We start from the raw sequence: 15,788 nt of genomic DNA, 5'->3' as shown, positions 1-15,788 counted from the left end.
CAGCCCTGCACAACAGCAGGCCCGGCCCTTCGGGTTGTGCCTTAAAGCGGGCCAGGCTGCGTTGCAGGCCTTGGAAAGGGAACAACCATTCCCGGCGGCCTGCGCCTTGCCTGGCCCGCTTTAAGGCGACAACGCGGCGGGGAAACTAATTGAGAACGCCCCCTAAGCTTTTCCGGTCATTTTCGATTGCTGTGCCCTCAGTGATGTTCGTGCTTGCCTTCCTCTTTACAGGAGTTTCTCGATGAAACATTACCTCACGCCTGACCTGTGCGACGCCTATCCGGAGCTGGTGCAGGTGCTGGAACCGATGTTCAGCAATTTCGGCGGCCATGATTCTTTCGGCGGCGAAATCGTGACCATCAAGTGCTTCGAAGACAACTCGCTGGTCAAGGAGCAGGTCGAACTCAAGGGTGACGGCAAGGTATTGGTAGTCGACGGCGGCGGCTCTCTGCGCCGCGCACTGCTGGGCGACTTGCTGGCCGAGAAAGCCGCGAAAAACGGCTGGGAAGGGCTGGTGATCTACGGTTGCATCCGCGACGTCGATGTCATCGCGCAAACCGAGTTGGGGGTTCAGGCCCTGGCCAGTCATCCGATGAAGACCGACAAGCGCGGTATCGGCGATCTCAACGTGGCCGTGACCTTTGCTGGCGTGACGTTCCATCCGGGCCATTACATTTATGCGGACAACAACGGCGTGATCATCTCGCCAAGCCCGCTTGAAATGCCTGAATAAGCTGGCGTACCCACAAAGGAGTGAGGATGTTCGAGGAAGAAAACGCGCAATGGGGGCTGGTACATGCCCTGGTGCTGGACGGTAAAGGCGGTGCGCGTTCGATAGCCCGGACTGAACTCGATGACTTGCAGCTGCAGGCCCATGAAAGCCTGTGGCTGCACTGGGATCGCAGCCACCCGCAAACCCGGACCTGGCTGCGTAAATCCAGCGGCCTGAGCGAATTCAGCTGTGACCTGCTGCTCGAAGAAAACACCCGGCCGCGTCTTTTGCCATTGCCGGACTCCGAGCTGCTGCTGTTTTTGCGTGGGGTCAACCTCAACCCCGGGGCCGAGCCTGAAGACATGGTGTCGGTGCGGATCTTCGCCTCGGCCCAGCGGATCATTTCCCTGCGCTTGCGTCCATTGCGCGCCACCGACGAGCTGTTGGCGCAGCTCGCCGAAGGCAAAGGGCCGAAAACCGCCTCCGAACTCATCCTTTATATGGCTCAGTACCTCACCAGCAAGGTGCAGGATCTGGTCAGCTGCCTCTCGGAAGTGGTCGATGAGGAAGAAGAAAAGCTGGATGCCGACGAACGGTACACCCCCGAGCATGGAGCCATTTTGCAGATCCGTCGCAGGGCCGCTGCGCTGAAGCGCTTTCTCGCTCCGCAACGGGATATTTTCGGTCAGCTGACGCGGATAAAACTGCCCTGGTTCGTCGAGGACGATGGCGATTACTGGAACGAATTGAACAACAGCCTGACCCGCTATCTCGAGGAGCTGGAATTGACCCGGGAGCGGGTGGGGCTGGTCCTCGAGGCCGAAGATAGACGTTTGAGCGTGCGCATGAACCGCACGATGTACCGCTTCGGGATCATCACCGGGATCTTTTTGCCGATGAGTTTTCTGACCGGGCTCCTGGGGATCAACGTCGGCGGAATTCCCTTCTCCGAAAGCCCCTATGGCTTCCTCGTCGCCTGTGCGTTGATGCTCTCGGTGGCACTGGGACAGTGGTGGTTATTCCGACGTTTGCGCTGGGTCTGAGGGTGCGCCATGTGACCCGGGCAAATTTGATCGCGTCTTTTCACAGACATCACGAGAGGTGCGTATGCACGATCCGTTCGAACAGTCTTTGCGTGACATGCTCAAGGCGTCACCGTCCACCCGGGACGACGATGCGTGCCTTGGCCGTGTACTGAAAACCGCCAACCGCCAGGTCGGCGCCGGTGATCTGTTCAGCCTGCTGGGCCGCTGGCTGCCCGCGCTGATGATCGCCCTGAATAACGGATCGGCCCACGTCTCGCCGGTTTCCCGTCACCGTAAACCTACCGCTCGCACTGCAGATAAGGCTGATTGAATATGGAACTTGATCTCTGGACTCAGAGCCTCGTCACTGCAATGACTGCGTTATGGACCAAGGTTGCAAATTTCATCCCGAACCTGTTCGGTGCACTGGTTGTTTTGCTGTTGGGTTTCGTCGTTGCGAAACTTTTGGATACTTTGTTGTCCAAGTTGCTCGCCAAGCTGGGACTCGATCGTCTGATGGGCGGCACCGGCCTGACCAAATTGCTGTCCAGGGCCGGTCTGCAAGTGCCGATCTCGACCCTGATCGGGAAGATCGTCTACTGGTTCGTTCTGCTGATTTTTCTGGTTTCTGCGGCAGAATCCCTTGGACTTGAGCGAGTTTCAGCTACGCTGGATATGCTTGCGCTGTATTTGCCGAAAGTATTCGGCGCCGCGCTGGTGCTGCTGGTGGGTGTGTTGCTGGCGCAATTGGCCAATGGGCTGGTGCGTGGAGCGGCAGAGGGTGTAGGACTGGATTACGCCGCTGGCCTGGGGCGAATTGCCCAGGGGCTGGTGATTATCATCAGTATTTCGGTCGCAATCAGCCAGTTGGAGGTCAAGACTGACCTGCTCAACCATGTGATTGTGATTGTTTTGATTACCGTTGGTCTGGCGGTTGCGCTGGCCATGGGTTTGGGAAGCCGGGAAATTGCCGGTCAGATTCTTGCGGGAATCTATGTGCGTGAGTTGTATCAGGTTGGGCAACAAGTGCGTGTTGGCGAGGTCGAAGGTCAGATCGAAGAGATCGGCACGGTTAAAACCACATTGCTGACCGATGAGGGTGAGCTAGTCTCTCTCTCCAATCGGATCCTCCTGGAGCAGCATGTGAGTAGCCGCTAACCCGGCAAACCCTGCTAATGTATGCCGCCGCTGAAAGCCCGCAAGGGCCGCGGCGGACATTGACCTGACTGTCGGCCCTGACTTGTTTTGAATAAAGCTCAATCGCTCTCCACGCGCTACGACCCCCGCGAGCTCTCTGATGAGGAGTTGGTCGCGCGCTCGCACACCGAGCTGTTTCACGTAACGCGCGCCTATGAAGAACTGATGCGGCGTTACCAGCGAACATTATTTAACGTCTGTGCACGGTATCTTGGGAACGATCGCGACGCAGATGATGTCTGTCAGGAAGTGATGTTGAAGGTGTTGTATGGCTTGAAGAACTTCGAGGGCAAATCGAAGTTCAAGACATGGCTTTATAGCATCACGTACAACGAATGCATCACGCAGTATCGGAAAGAACGGCGAAAGCGTCGCTTGATGGACGCTTTGAGTCTGGACCCCCTCGAGGAAGCGTCTGAAGAGAAGGCGCCGAAACCCGAAGAGAAGGGCGGACTTGATCGCTGGTTGGTGTATGTGAACCCGATCGACCGTGAAATCCTGGTGCTACGATTTGTCGCAGAGCTGGAATTTCAGGAGATCGCAGACATCATGCACATGGGTTTGAGTGCGACAAAAATGCGTTACAAACGTGCTCTAGACAAATTGCGTGAGAAATTTGCAGGCGTTGCTGAAACTTAGTTCAGCGCAAATATCTCTTACGTGTAGGCAAGTTCTGATAGACTTGCCGCCGAGTTGTCCCCCGGTTTGCGGGACTGCTTCACAATCACCAGATGGGGATTTAACGGATGAAACTGAAAAACACCTTGGGCTTGGCCATTGGTTCTTTGATTGCCGCCACTTCGTTCGGCGCTCTGGCACAAGGCCAAGGCGCAGTTGAAATCGAAGGCTTCGCAAAGAAAGAACAATTCGACAGCGCTCGTAACTTCAAGAACAACGGCAACCTGTTCGGCGGTTCCGTAGGTTACTTCCTGACCGACGACGTTGAACTGCGTCTGGCTTACGACGAAGTGCACAACGTTCGTTCTGACTCCGGCCAGAACATCAAGGGCGCCAACACCGCTCTGGACGCTCTGTACCACTTCAACAACCCAGGCGACATGGTCCGTCCGTACGTCTCGGCTGGCTTCTCCGATCAGAGCATTGATCAGAACGGCTCGAACGGTCGCAACCGTTCCACCTTCGCCAACGTTGGCGGCGGTGCCAAGCTGTACTTCACCGAGAATTTCTACGCCCGTGCTGGCGTTGAAGCTCAATACAACATCGACCAGGGCGACACCGAGTGGGCTCCAAGCGTCGGTATCGGTGTGAACTTCGGTGGCGGCTCCAAGCCTGCTGCTGCTCCAGTTCCAGCACCGGCTGAAGTCTGCTCCGACAGCGACAACGATGGCGTGTGCGACAACGTTGACAAGTGCCCGGATACCCCAGCCAACGTAACTGTTGACGCTGATGGCTGCCCGGCAGTTGCTGAAGTTGTTCGTGTTGAGCTGGACGTGAAGTTCGACTTCGACAAGTCGGTAGTCAAGCCTAACAGCTACGGCGACATCAAGAACCTCGCTGACTTCATGAAGCAGTACCCATCGACCAGCACCACTGTTGAAGGTCACACTGACTCCGTCGGTCCTGACGCTTACAACCAGAAACTGTCCGAGCGTCGTGCAAACGCCGTTAAGCAAGTTCTGACCAACCAGTACGGTGTTGAATCGTCCCGCGTTCAGTCTGTTGGCTACGGCGAATCCCGCCCAGTTGCCGACAACGCTACTGAAGCTGGCCGTGCTGTAAACCGTCGCGTAGAAGCGCAGGTTGAAGCTCAAGCTAAGTAATTAGCTCGCAGCTCTGAAAAGCCCGGCTTCGGCCGGGCTTTTCTTTGCCTGCGATTTGGGGTTTCAACCTTGCTTTGGCGGTTTGGCGGCGCCCCGAAAAGATGGCAGCCTCGTTTCACTCGACAGCTCCTACCGAGTGAAACGAGGCTTCGATCTTTTGATCTCCCCAAGCCGCCACAGCGCCTACAAGGCTGTACGCCGAACCAACGTAGGAGCTGTGGAGTGAAACGAGGCTGCGATCTTTTGATCTCCCCAAGCCGCCACAGCGCCTACAACGATGTACGCCGAACCCATGCAGGAGCTGCCGCAGGTTCGGGCCGCGTTTCGGACGATCTTTTGATCTCATCACAAGCCGCCACAGCGCCGATCACCAGGATCGCCGGGCTCTTCAACTCAAAGGCGCAGGCATCTTCCTCCATGGCCGTCAGATCGCTCCGACATTCCCGCTGATGCGGCAGTGAAGCGTTTTCAATCATTGCCACCGGCATATCTGCCGCCATTCCGCCGGCCAGCAACTGCTCGCGGATCTCGCTCAGCTTCGCCACCCCCATGTAGATCACCAGCGTCGTGCCGCCCTGGGCCAAGGCTTGCCAATTCAGGCAGCTGCCATCCTGGGTGTGGGCAGTGACCAGCGTCACGCCACGCGCAACGCCGCGCAGGGTCAACGGAATATCGCACTGCGTCGCACCGGCAAGGCCGGCCGTGATGCCATTGACCAGCTCCGCCTCGACGCCACGTTCGCGTAACCACTGCGCCTCTTCACCGCCCCGGCCAAAAATGCACGGATCGCCACCCTTGAGCCGCACCACGCATTTACCCTGACGGGCATACCGCAGCATCAGACCATGGATGAACGCTTGGGGCGTGGAGCGACAGCCGCCGCGCTTGCCCACGGGAATGATCCGCGCCTGGGGACAATGTTCCAGTACCGCGGGATTGACCAGATCATCGATCAGCACCACATCCGCTTCTCGCAGTGCCCGTACCGCTTTCAGCGTCAGCAATTCCGGGTCGCCAGGACCCGCACCCACCAGCCAGACTTTTGCGCTCATAGTGTTTTTCCTCACGAGTTGACTTTCTCACTCAATAGTTGCCAAGCCGGCTCGACGGCCCTGGCAGCGCGTATGAGCAGCGCAGGGCGTTAGCGGCTGTCGATGCCGGGGTCGGCGTAGAAAAAGGCCTCGCAGAGCGGTCATGGCGTCTCAAAATGGAGTCCGGACCCGCTTCATCAGGGCTTTTGTAGGAGCTGTCGAGTGCAACGAGGCTGCGATCTTTTGATCTTTACCCATGAAACACCAAAACCAGCAGCACCAGATTCACCACCAACGACACCAGCGCCAAGGTCCGCCAGACCTTCAGCGGCTCGCGCTCCAGCAAGGGTCTGGGCCGCACGCTCAAGCTGCGCCGCTCGCCCTGTTCCAACAGCAGCAACCATTCTTCCGCCGTTTCAAACCGCTGATCCGGATCCGCCGCAACGCCGCGTTCCAGGCATTGCGCGATCCATTCCGGCAGGTCGGGCCGGTAGCGGCTGGCACTGACCGGCACGCCAAATCGCGGTCGCTGGAACGCTTCGATTTCGCCGTAGGGATAGTGCCCGGTGAGCAGGAAATACAAGGTCACGCCGACGGCATACAGGTCCTGCTGCGGCGTCGGTGCGCCCCCGCCAAAGGCTTCCGGCGCGATATAGCTGGGCGTTCCGGGCAGGGTAGAGGGCTGGTCTTCGCAGAGGCCGGGGCAGTAGGCGAGGCCGAAGTCCAGCAGGCGCAACTCCCCGTCGTCCCCCAGCAGCAGGTTCTCCGGCTTGATATCGCGATGGAGAATCTGCCGTCGGTGCAGCATGCCCACCGCCCGCAGCAGGCGTTCGGCCAGATCCAGCCATTGGGCCAAGGGCAGCGGGCCGACTTTTTCCTGCAGTTGCGCCAGGGTCGACCCCGAGTATTCACGCATCACGTAGTACAAATGCTGACGCTGGCTGGCGGCGTGGACTTCAGGGAAGTGCCGTCCGGCAACGCGCTTGAGAAACCATTCCTCCGACAGCAACGCTTGTCCGGCCAGGTGGTCGTCGCGCAACGCGCCGGGCAAGGTTTTCAATAGCCAGGGCTGTTGTTGCCCGTCGCGAACCCGATACAGCAGCGATTGCTGGCTCTGCCCGAGTATTCCTTCGACCTGCCAGCCCTCGAAGGCCTGGCCCGGTTTCAGCACTGGCGGCAGCGGCCATTGCTGCAAATGAATCAACGCGTCGCCGATGCTGGTTTCACCCAGGGCATCGACCCGCACCAGCAAGGCGCTGGCATTGTCCTGACTGCCGGCCAGATGCGCCGCGCTGACCAGGGTCTGCGCGGCGCTCTCCAGATTGGGTTGATCGCGCAGGATCGCCGCAATAGCGGTATCGCCCAGCACGGCCCAGATCCCATCGCTGAGCAGCACGAAGCTCTCGTTGACGCGCAATTCGCCATCGAGAAAATCCAGCACCAGATGTTGATCCAGCCCCAGCGCCCGTTTGAGTACATGCTGCATGCCCGGCTGGTCCCAGACATGATCCTCGCTCACCCGTTGCAACGCATCGGCGTGCCAGCGATAGACCCGGCAATCGCCGACATGGGCCAGGGTGAAGCGCCTGCCGCGCATGACCAAAGCGCTGACGGTGGTGAGCAAGGGTTGCCCTCCACCGTTGGCCTGCAACCAGCGATTCTGTGCCAGCAACAGGCGATCCAACGCCTGGGCGACACCCCAGGTTTCCGGGGTGGCGTAATAGTCCAGCGCCAGGGCCTGCAAGGTCGAGCGGGCGGCCAGGCCGCCATCGGCGCACTGGCTGACGCCGTCGGCGATGGCGAACAGGTAACCCTTGCTCGCCGCCAGCGCCGGGGTCGGAGTGACCAGGCGCAGGGCGTCCTGGTTCTCCTCGCGAGGGCCGATGGCGCTCGCTTCGGCGAAACTCAATTGCAGGCTCATTCAACCTTCACACCCGTGCAGCGGTGACGGCGGCCGAACCCCAGGTGGTTCTCCAGCGACGTTTGACCCCATGCAGGCCGAACCAGGCAAGGACCCCGAGACTGGCGAACAACCACAGTGCCAGCTGATAGCTGCCGGTGCTTTGCTTGATTGCGCCCATGCCGGCCGCAAGCGCGAAGCCACCGATACCGCCGGCCATGCCGATCAAACCGGTCATCACACCGATCTCCCGACGGAAGCGCTGCGGAACCAGCTGGAATACCGCGCCATTGCCCGCACCCAGACCGAGCATGGTGCAGACGAAAAGCGCCAAGGCTGCATAGGAACTCGGCAGATTAAAACCTACTGCCGCAATGCAGATCACGGCCACGGTGTACATTGCCAGCAGTGTGCGAATCCCGCCGAAACGGTCGGCCAGGGCCCCGCCCAGCGGACGCATCAGGCTGCCACCGAACACACAGGCCGCGGTGTAATAACCGGCGGTCACCGGGCTCAGGCCGTATTGGTCGTTGAAGTAGCCGGGCAGGGCGCTGGCCAGGCCGATGAAGCCGCCGAAGGTCACGCTGTAGAAGAACATGAACCACCAGCTGTCGCGGTCGCCCAAGGCCTTGAAGTAGTCGGACACGGACTTGGCTTTCGGCCGTTCAGGGGCGTTTTTGGCCAGCCAGGCAAAGGTGATGATAGTCAGGATCAGCGGGATCAGGGCGAAGCCGAACACGTTGCTCCAGCCAAACGAAGCGGCCAGCACCGGGGCGATCAGGGCGGCGAGCACGGTGCCCGAGTTGCCGGCGCCAGCGATGCCCATGGCTTTGCCTTGATGCTGCGGCGGGTACCATTGCGAGGCCAGCGGCAGCGCAACGGCGAAGGAGGCGCCGGCCATGCCGAGGAACAGGCCCAGCAGCAGCGCTTGTTCATAACTGTGAATCCCGTGTTTCCAGGCGACGAACAGGGCGCAGATGACGATCACCTGGCCGATCAGCCCGGCGGTCTTGGGCGACAGGCGGTCAGCCAGCAAACCCATCACAAAGCGCAGGATGGCCCCGGCCAGGATAGGCGTGGCGACCACCAGCCCGCGTTGTTGGGTGGTCAATTGCAAGTCGGCGGCGATCTGCACCGCCAAGGGGCCGAGCAGGTACCAGACCATGAAACTCAGGTCGAAATAGAGGAAGGCCGCGAACAGGGTCGGGGTATGGCCGGATTTCCAGAAGCTTGAATTCATCGCGCACCTCAGCTGTTAGTCGTCTCGAGAAGGAGTCATGAGCTTGCAAGTGGGGCGCCGCATTCGGCCGCACCACCGGCCCCGGGCTGCGGGGCCAAAACAAAAAAAACGCCGCCACCCGATTCGCCAGGAGCGAATGGGGTGAGCGACGTCTTTGTCGTAGGTGGGGCAACCGCCGTTGGTTACCTGTGGTGATTACCTAGCGAGATCTGTGCCAACAAGTAACACCGAGTCGCGGCCATCGCGGGCAAGCCCGCTCCCACAGGTTTTGTGGACACCGAGAAACCTGTGGGAGCGGGCTTGCCCGCGATGGGGCCCTTAAAGGCAATACAGGGCTTCAGCCCAACAACTCACTCATGGCGATGATCTGCTCCGCCACCTGAATCAGTTTCTGCTGGCGACTCATGGCCTGGCGGCGCATCAGCGTGTAGGCCTGTTCCTCGTTGCAATCCTTCATCTTCATCAGCAACCCCTTGGCCAGCTCGATGCGCTTGCGCTCGGCCAGTTGCTGGTCCCGGGCCTGCAGTTGCGCACGCAGGGCCTGGTCACTTTCAAAGCGCGCCATGGCGACGTCGAGAATCGGCTGCAAGCGTTGTGCGTGAATGCCTTCGACGATGTAGGCGCTGACCCCGGACTTGATCGCCTGGCGCATCACGTCAGGGTCATGCTCGTCGGTAAACATCACGATCGGCCGCGGTTGATCGCGGCTCACCAGCACCACTTGCTCCATGACATCGCGGCTCGGTGACTCGGTATCGATCAGAATCACGTCCGGACGCACCGTTTCGACGCGCGCGGGCAAGTCGATGGTCAGGCCGGATTCGTCTATTACTTCGAACCCGGCTTCGGTCAGGGCCGCTTTCAGGCGGCCAACTTTCTTCGCGGTGTCGTTGATCAGCAGGATTCGCAACATATTTGCAGTCTCCTGTCAGCGGCTGGCGAAAAGCGGTGAGCTGTCGCTCATGGCATGCAGCTTGAAACTGCGGGCATAGCCGGCGGGGTCCGAGCCGTCCCAGACCTTGCCGTCGATCAACTGGCTGCTGCGCATTGGCTGACTGCCGGCGGCAACCCCTACTGCAGTGGCGGCCTCTCGGTACAAGTCTAGTTGCTGCACCTGACGCGCCACTGCGAGGTAGTCCGGATCGTCGCGCAACAGACCCCAGCGGCGGAACTGGGTCATGAACCACATGCCATCGGACAAGTATGGCAAGTTGACCTCGCCAGCGCCGTGCAAGCGCAGTGCGTGCGGGTCCTGCCAGCGATTGCCGAGGCCATCGGCATAGTCGCCAAGCAAGCGCGGTTCGATGCAATCGAGTGGCGCGTCCAGGTATTGCGCTGCGCTGAGCAATTGAGCAGTGCTGCGGCGATTCTCGGTGCTGGCTTCGATGAAGCGGCTGGCCTCCAGGATCGCCATCACCAGCGCCCGTGCGGTGTTGGGATATTGCTCGACGAAGGTGCGGGTGCAGCCGAGGACTTTTTCCGGGTGATCGGGCCAGATTGTCTGGGTCGTCGCCAGGGTAAAACCGAGATTCTGTTTCACCGCACTGGCGGACCAGGGTTCGCCGACGCAAAAACCGTCGATGCGTCCCGCTTGCAGGTGCGCGACCATTTGCGGCGGCGGCACCACTACACTGTCGACGTCGTGCAATGGGTGGATGCCCTGGCTGGCCAGCCAGTAATACAGCCACATGGCGTGGGTGCCGGTTGGAAACGTTTGGGCAAAGGTGAGTTTTGGGCGACTTTGGTGCACGTGCCGCTCCAGTGCTTCAGGACTGGTCACGCCCAGGGCCTGCAAGCCATGGGACAGGTTGATGCTCTGGCCGTTCTGGTTCAGGCCCATCAGCACGGCCATGTCGGTCGCCGCCACACCGCCTATCCCCAAGTGAACCGCATAAATCAGACCGTACAGGCTATGAGCGGCATCGAGTTCCCCGCTGACCAGTTTGTCCCGCAGGCTGGCCCACGACGACTGGCGTTTGAGATTCAGGGTCACGCCATAGGGCTGGGCGAAACCCTGGGTGGCCGCGACGACCACCGAAGCGCAGTCGCTCAGGGCCATGAAGCCGAGGTTGATTTCGGTCTTTTCCGGGGCATCGCTGCCGTGGACCCAGGCCAGGGGGGTGGCTGGATTTTCAATCATGGGTAAACACCTTCCATAAAAAAGCGCCGTATCGGCTGCTTGCCAGAGCAAGGCCAGGTGACGACGCCTTTGTCTTTCGACCCATCCCGCCGTTGGCATGGGTGCTGATGCCAGTGACGGTGCAAGGCATATGCCATCGCCGGCTGTTTTTGCGGCGTGCCTCGCCTGCACCCCCGATGCCCGGCTATAATCGCCGCCTCATTTCGCCGCCAATCGAGTCAAAGCCGCCCATGTACACCCTGGCCCGTCAGCTGTTGTTCCAACTTTCCCCGGAAACCTCCCACGATCTGTCCCTGGACCTGATCGGCGCGGGCGGGCGTTTGGGCCTCAACGGCTTGCTGTGCAAGGCGCCGGCGAAAATGCCGGTGACCGTCATGGGCCTGGACTTCCCGAATCCGGTGGGCCTGGCCGCCGGTCTCGACAAGAATGGCGCGGCCATCGACGGTTTTGCCCAACTGGGTTTCGGCTTTGTCGAAATCGGCACCATTACCCCGCGTTCGCAACCCGGCAACCCGAAGCCACGGATTTTCCGTCTGCCGGAAGCCGAGGCGATCATCAACCGCATGGGTTTCAACAACCTCGGCGTCGATCACCTGTTGGCCCGCGTGGCCGCGGCCAAGTACAAGGGCGTGCTGGGGATCAATATCGGCAAGAACTTCGATACGCCGGTCGAGCGCGCGGTCGACGACTACCTGATCTGCCTGGACAAGGTCTACGCCCACGCCAGCTACGTGACGGTCAACGTCAGCTCGCCGAACACCCCGGGCTTGCGCAGCCTGCAGTTCGGCGACTCGCTCAAGCAGTTGCTGGCCGACCTGGCCACGCGTCGGGCGGAACTGGCGTTGCGTCACGGCAAACATGTGCCGCTGGCGATCAAGATTGCCCCGGACATGACCGACGAAGAAACCGTTCAGGTCGCGCAAGCGTTGATCGAAACGGGGATGGACGCGGTCATCGCCACCAACACCACCCTGAGCCGTGTCGGCGTCGAAGGCATGGAGTTCGGGGACGAGGCGGGCGGCCTGTCCGGCGCACCGGTTCGCGAGAAGAGCACCCACACGGTAAAAGTGCTGGCGGCGGAACTGGCCGGTCGCTTGCCGATCATTGCCGTGGGCGGTATCACCGAAGGCAAGCACGCGGCCGAGAAAATCGCGGCGGGGGCGAGCCTGGTGCAGCTGTATTCCGGCTTCATCTATAAGGGCCCGGCGCTGATTCGCGAGTCCGTCGACGCCATCGCCGCCTTGCGCTGATCCCTGTAGGAGCGAGGCTTGCCCGCGAACCAGGCGCCGCGGTGTATCTGTTGTACCGCGTCAGCGTTCTTCGCCGGCAAGCCTGGCTCCTACAGGCGAACCAGGCGCCGCGGTGTATCTGTTGTACCGCGTCAGCGTTCTTCGCCGGCAAGCCTGGCTCCTACAGGCGAACCAGGCGCCGCGGTGTATCTGTTGTACCGCGTCAGCGTTCTTCGCCGGCAAGCCTGGCTCCTACAGGCGAACCAGGCGCCGCGGTGTATCTGTTGTACCGCGTCAGCGTTTTTCGCCGGCAAGCCTGGCTCCTACAGGGGAAGGCGTCCGACAGGCGATGGCATAAAAAAGGGCTCCTCGAGGGAGCCCTTGGGCCGGAGCCCGCCGCCCGGATGGGGCGTGCGTGGTAAGTTTTTACGTAATCAGATTGTCGTGTCGGAGTGTTGTGCCCTGTATTAGCCGACGGCGTGAAGTTCGTTGAGTCTGTGGATTCCCGCAGTGCCGGTCATACCGTCCCAGTTGTCGCCGCGTCCTTCTCGCCAGCCGTTAATCCAGGCTTGACGTACCGACGGTAGAGTAAATGGGCAAAGCTCACGGGATTTGCCACCAACGCCATATTGATATCCGCGCAAAAATGCTCTTTCCAACGGATCACGCTTAAGTCTTCTCATAGGGTGTTGCCCTCACTTGTTGACTGTATGTATCGCGTCGACCTCAATTGAGGTCTGGCAGAAAAACTCCTGCCGTTGGGGCTCGCTGCCGGCGTCGCGAGCCAAGGTGTTGACGCCGTTGCGACGTCAACCTGTGTTGAGTTCTAACCAATGCGTCACATCGAGGGAATGATCGTTTTGTCATAAGGACGTAACGATAAAGATGGTAAGGCAATAAGTAACACGATGTTTGTCCGCCTGTGATTGGTCAAACCCCGGTATGATCGGGCCCTGCGCTAGATGATGGGGTTAATCCTTTGCTGAGAATGGCTCGCATTACGCGGGGCATTATTCGACGAAGGGTCGATTTATGACATTTTGTTGCTTCAACTTTTTTATCTACCTGTGCATCTAAGCTCCTTTGACCGGAGCAGCACCGGTGGGACGGCACACCTTCGTGCCACGCGGGCGCTCTTTTAGAAAAGCGCCTGATTGAAAACCGGGCCGGCAATGCGTTGCCGGTCCACTCAGCTAAAGGTTCTGGAATTCCCATGTCCGATCGTTTCGAACTCTTCCTCACTTGCCCCAAAGGCCTTGAAGGCCTGCTTATCGAGGAAGCCATCGGGCTTGGCCTTGAAGAAGCGCGTGAGCACACCTCTGCCGTGCGCGGCATGGCAACCATGGAAACCGCCTATCGCCTGTGCCTGTGGTCGCGTCTGGCGAACCGGGTGCTGCTGGTGCTCAAGCGTTTCCCGATGAAGGATGCCGAAGACCTCTACCACGGTGTGCTCGATATCGAGTGGCAAGACCACATGCTCAATGACGGCACCCTGGCCGTCGAGTTCAGCGGTCACGGCTCGGGGATCGACAACACCCACTTCGGCGCCCTGAAGGTCAAGGACGCCATCGTCGACAAACTGCGCACCCCGCAGGGCGACCGTCCATCCATCGACAAGCTCAACCCGGACCTGCGCATTCACCTGCGCCTGGATCGCGGCGAAGCGATTCTCTCCCTCGACCTCTCCGGCCACAGCCTGCACCAGCGCGGCTATCGCTTGCAGCAGGGGGCGGCGCCGCTGAAGGAAAACCTCGCGGCGGCGATCCTGATCCGTTCCGGCTGGCCACGGATTGCTGCCGAAGGCGGCGCCCTGGCTGACCCGATGTGCGGTGTCGGTACCTTCCTGGTGGAAGCAGCGATGATCGCCGCCGACATGGCGCCGAACCTGCGTCGCGAACAGTGGGGCTTTACGGCCTGGCTCGGTCACGTGCCAGCGCTGTGGAAAAAACTTCACGAAGAAGCCACTGAACGTTGCGCGGCCGGCCTGGCCAAGCCACCCCTGTGGATTCGCGGTTACGAAGCCGACCCCCGCCTGATACAACCGGGCCGCAACAACGTCGAGCGCGCCGGCCTGAGCGAGTGGATCAAGATCTACCAGGGCGAAGTCGGTACCTTCGAACCGCGTCCGGACCAGAACCAGAAAGGCCTGGTGATCTGCAACCCGCCGTACGGCGAACGTCTGGGTGACGAGGCGAGTTTGCTCTATCTCTACCAGAACCTCGGCGAACGTCTGCGTCAGGCCTGCCTGAACTGGGAAGCCGCGGTCTTCACCGGCGCCCCGGACCTGGGCAAGCGCATGGGTATTCGCAGCCACAAACAATATTCATTCTGGAACGGCGCCTTGCCGTGCAAATTGCTGCTGATCAAGGTCACGCCAGACCAGTTCGTCACCGGTGAGCGACGCACCCCGGAACAGCGTCAGGTCGAGCGCGAACAAGTTCGAGCCGAAGTCGAGGTTGCCGACAACGATGTGGCACCCGGCAAGTACGAGAAGTACAACAAGAACGGCAACCCGATCAAACCGGCGCCGGTGGTGGTCGAGCAACCGCGCTTGAGCGAAGGCGGACAGATGTTCGCCAATCGCCTGCAAAAGAACCTCAAGGCCCTGGGCAAGTGGGTCAAGCGTGAAGGCATCGATTGCTATCGCGTGTATGACGCCGACATGCCGGAATACTCGATGGCCATCGACCTGTATCAGGATTGGGTCCACGTCCAGGAATACGCCGCACCGAAATCCATCGACCCGGAAAAAGCCTCGGCGCGGATGTTCGATGCCCTCGCGGCCATTCCCCAGGCGTTGAACATCGACAAGAGCCGCGTGGTGGTCAAGCGTCGCGAGCGTCAGAGCGGCACCAAGCAGTACGAGCGCCAGGCGGCCCAGGGCAAGTTCGTCGAGGTCAGCGAAGGCGGCGTGAAACTGCTGGTCAACCTCACCGACTACCTCGACACCGGGCTGTTCCTTGACCACCGGCCGATGCGCATGCGAATCCAGAAAGAGGCGGCCGGCAAGCGCTTCCTCAACCTGTATTGCTACACCGCGACCGCCAGCGTCCACGCGGCGAAGGGTGGTGCGCGCAGCACCACCAGCGTCGATTTGTCGAAAACGTACCTGGACTGGGCGCGGCGCAACCTGTCGCTCAATGGCTTCTCCGACAAGAACCGGCTGGAGCAGGGCGACGTGATGGCCTGGCTCGACGCCTGCCGTGACGAGTACGACCTGATTTTCATCGACCCGCCGACCTTCTCCAACTCCAAGCGCATGGAAGGCATCTTCGACGTGCAACGGGACCAGGTGCAACTGATCGACCTGGCCATGGCGCGGCTGGCACCGGGTGGGGTGTTGTACTTCTCCAACAACTTCCGCAAGTTCACCCTGGAGGAGAACCTTACCGAGCGTTACGCGGTGGAGGAAATCACCGCCCAGACCATTGATCCGGATTTCGCCCGTAACGGCAAAATCCACCGTGCCTGGAAAATCATGGCGCGCTGAGGCTTGAATCGATTGGAACACCTGTAGGAGCCAGGCTTGCCGG

Annotated in this window: 14 protein-coding genes; 8 read left to right on the top strand and 6 right to left on the bottom strand. The window is 60.4% G+C overall.

The features are described 5' to 3' along the window. Positions 1-241 precede the first annotated feature (241 nt). The 6 genes from rraA (at position 242) to ACA062_RS23460 (ending at position 4,715) form a co-directional block, all read left to right on the top strand. Positions 242-733, top strand: a complete 492-nt coding sequence (gene rraA / locus ACA062_RS23485; protein WP_150764331.1) for a ribonuclease E activity regulator RraA — start codon at positions 242-244, stop codon at positions 731-733. Positions 734-759: 26 nt separating this feature from the next. Next, entirely contained in the window at positions 760-1,755 is a 996-nt protein-coding gene (gene cmaX / locus ACA062_RS23480; protein ID WP_497453234.1) for a divalent cation transporter CmaX, read from the top strand. A gap of 64 nt (positions 1,756-1,819) precedes the next feature. Beyond that, a complete protein-coding gene (locus ACA062_RS23475; RefSeq protein ID WP_064678886.1) occupies positions 1,820-2,068 on the top strand; it encodes a hypothetical protein in 249 nt (82 codons plus the stop codon). A gap of 2 nt (positions 2,069-2,070) precedes the next feature. After that, entirely contained in the window at positions 2,071-2,895 is an 825-nt protein-coding gene (locus tag ACA062_RS23470; RefSeq protein ID WP_008027407.1) for a mechanosensitive ion channel family protein, read from the top strand. An 87-nt stretch (positions 2,896-2,982) separates the two neighbouring features. Then, positions 2,983-3,573, top strand: coding sequence for an RNA polymerase sigma factor SigX (gene sigX / locus ACA062_RS23465; protein WP_064678884.1), 591 nt, complete (start codon positions 2,983-2,985; stop codon positions 3,571-3,573). A gap of 107 nt (positions 3,574-3,680) precedes the next feature. Further along, a complete protein-coding gene (locus tag ACA062_RS23460; RefSeq protein ID WP_128870632.1) occupies positions 3,681-4,715 on the top strand; it encodes an OmpA family protein in 1,035 nt (344 codons plus the stop codon). Positions 4,716-4,984: 269 nt separating this feature from the next. On the opposite strand, the gene cobA is transcribed toward ACA062_RS23460, so the two are convergent. The 5 genes from cobA to ACA062_RS23435 form a co-directional block, all read right to left on the bottom strand. Next, positions 4,985-5,767 carry a uroporphyrinogen-III C-methyltransferase gene (gene cobA / locus ACA062_RS23455; protein ID WP_497453233.1) on the bottom strand — a complete coding sequence of 261 codons (783 nt, stop codon included), beginning with the start codon at positions 5,765-5,767 and terminating at the stop codon, positions 4,985-4,987. 229 nt (positions 5,768-5,996) lie between these two features. Then, complete coding sequence (locus tag ACA062_RS23450; protein WP_497453232.1) at positions 5,997-7,667, bottom strand: bifunctional protein-serine/threonine kinase/phosphatase; 1,671 nt, start codon at positions 7,665-7,667, stop codon at positions 5,997-5,999. 7 nt (positions 7,668-7,674) lie between these two features. Then, positions 7,675-8,886 (bottom strand): nitrate/nitrite transporter, encoded by a 1,212-nt coding sequence (locus tag ACA062_RS23445; RefSeq protein ID WP_368990730.1) that lies wholly within the window; start codon positions 8,884-8,886, stop codon positions 7,675-7,677. Between the two features lie 337 nt (positions 8,887-9,223). After that, complete coding sequence (locus ACA062_RS23440) at positions 9,224-9,799, bottom strand: ANTAR domain-containing response regulator (protein WP_150745416.1); 576 nt, start codon at positions 9,797-9,799, stop codon at positions 9,224-9,226. A 15-nt stretch (positions 9,800-9,814) separates the two neighbouring features. Next, positions 9,815-11,026, bottom strand: coding sequence for a CmpA/NrtA family ABC transporter substrate-binding protein (locus ACA062_RS23435; protein WP_497453231.1), 1,212 nt, complete (start codon positions 11,024-11,026; stop codon positions 9,815-9,817). A 230-nt stretch (positions 11,027-11,256) separates the two neighbouring features. Between ACA062_RS23435 and ACA062_RS23430 the strand changes: the two genes are divergently transcribed. Further along, entirely contained in the window at positions 11,257-12,276 is a 1,020-nt protein-coding gene (locus ACA062_RS23430) for a quinone-dependent dihydroorotate dehydrogenase (RefSeq protein ID WP_497453230.1), read from the top strand. 446 nt (positions 12,277-12,722) lie between these two features. Here ACA062_RS23430 and rmf read toward each other — a convergent pair whose 3' ends face one another. Continuing rightward, positions 12,723-12,938, bottom strand: a complete 216-nt coding sequence (rmf, locus tag ACA062_RS23425; protein ID WP_003223300.1) for a ribosome modulation factor — start codon at positions 12,936-12,938, stop codon at positions 12,723-12,725. 530 nt (positions 12,939-13,468) lie between these two features. On the opposite strand from rmf, the gene rlmKL reads away from it, so the two are divergent. Then, positions 13,469-15,745, top strand: coding sequence for a bifunctional 23S rRNA (guanine(2069)-N(7))-methyltransferase RlmK/23S rRNA (guanine(2445)-N(2))-methyltransferase RlmL (gene rlmKL / locus ACA062_RS23420; RefSeq protein ID WP_497453229.1), 2,277 nt, complete (start codon positions 13,469-13,471; stop codon positions 15,743-15,745). Positions 15,746-15,788 lie beyond the last annotated feature (43 nt).

The organism is Pseudomonas sp. LBUM1679 (genome assembly GCF_059695565.1).
This window is presented reverse-complemented; position numbering and strand designations above follow the sequence as displayed.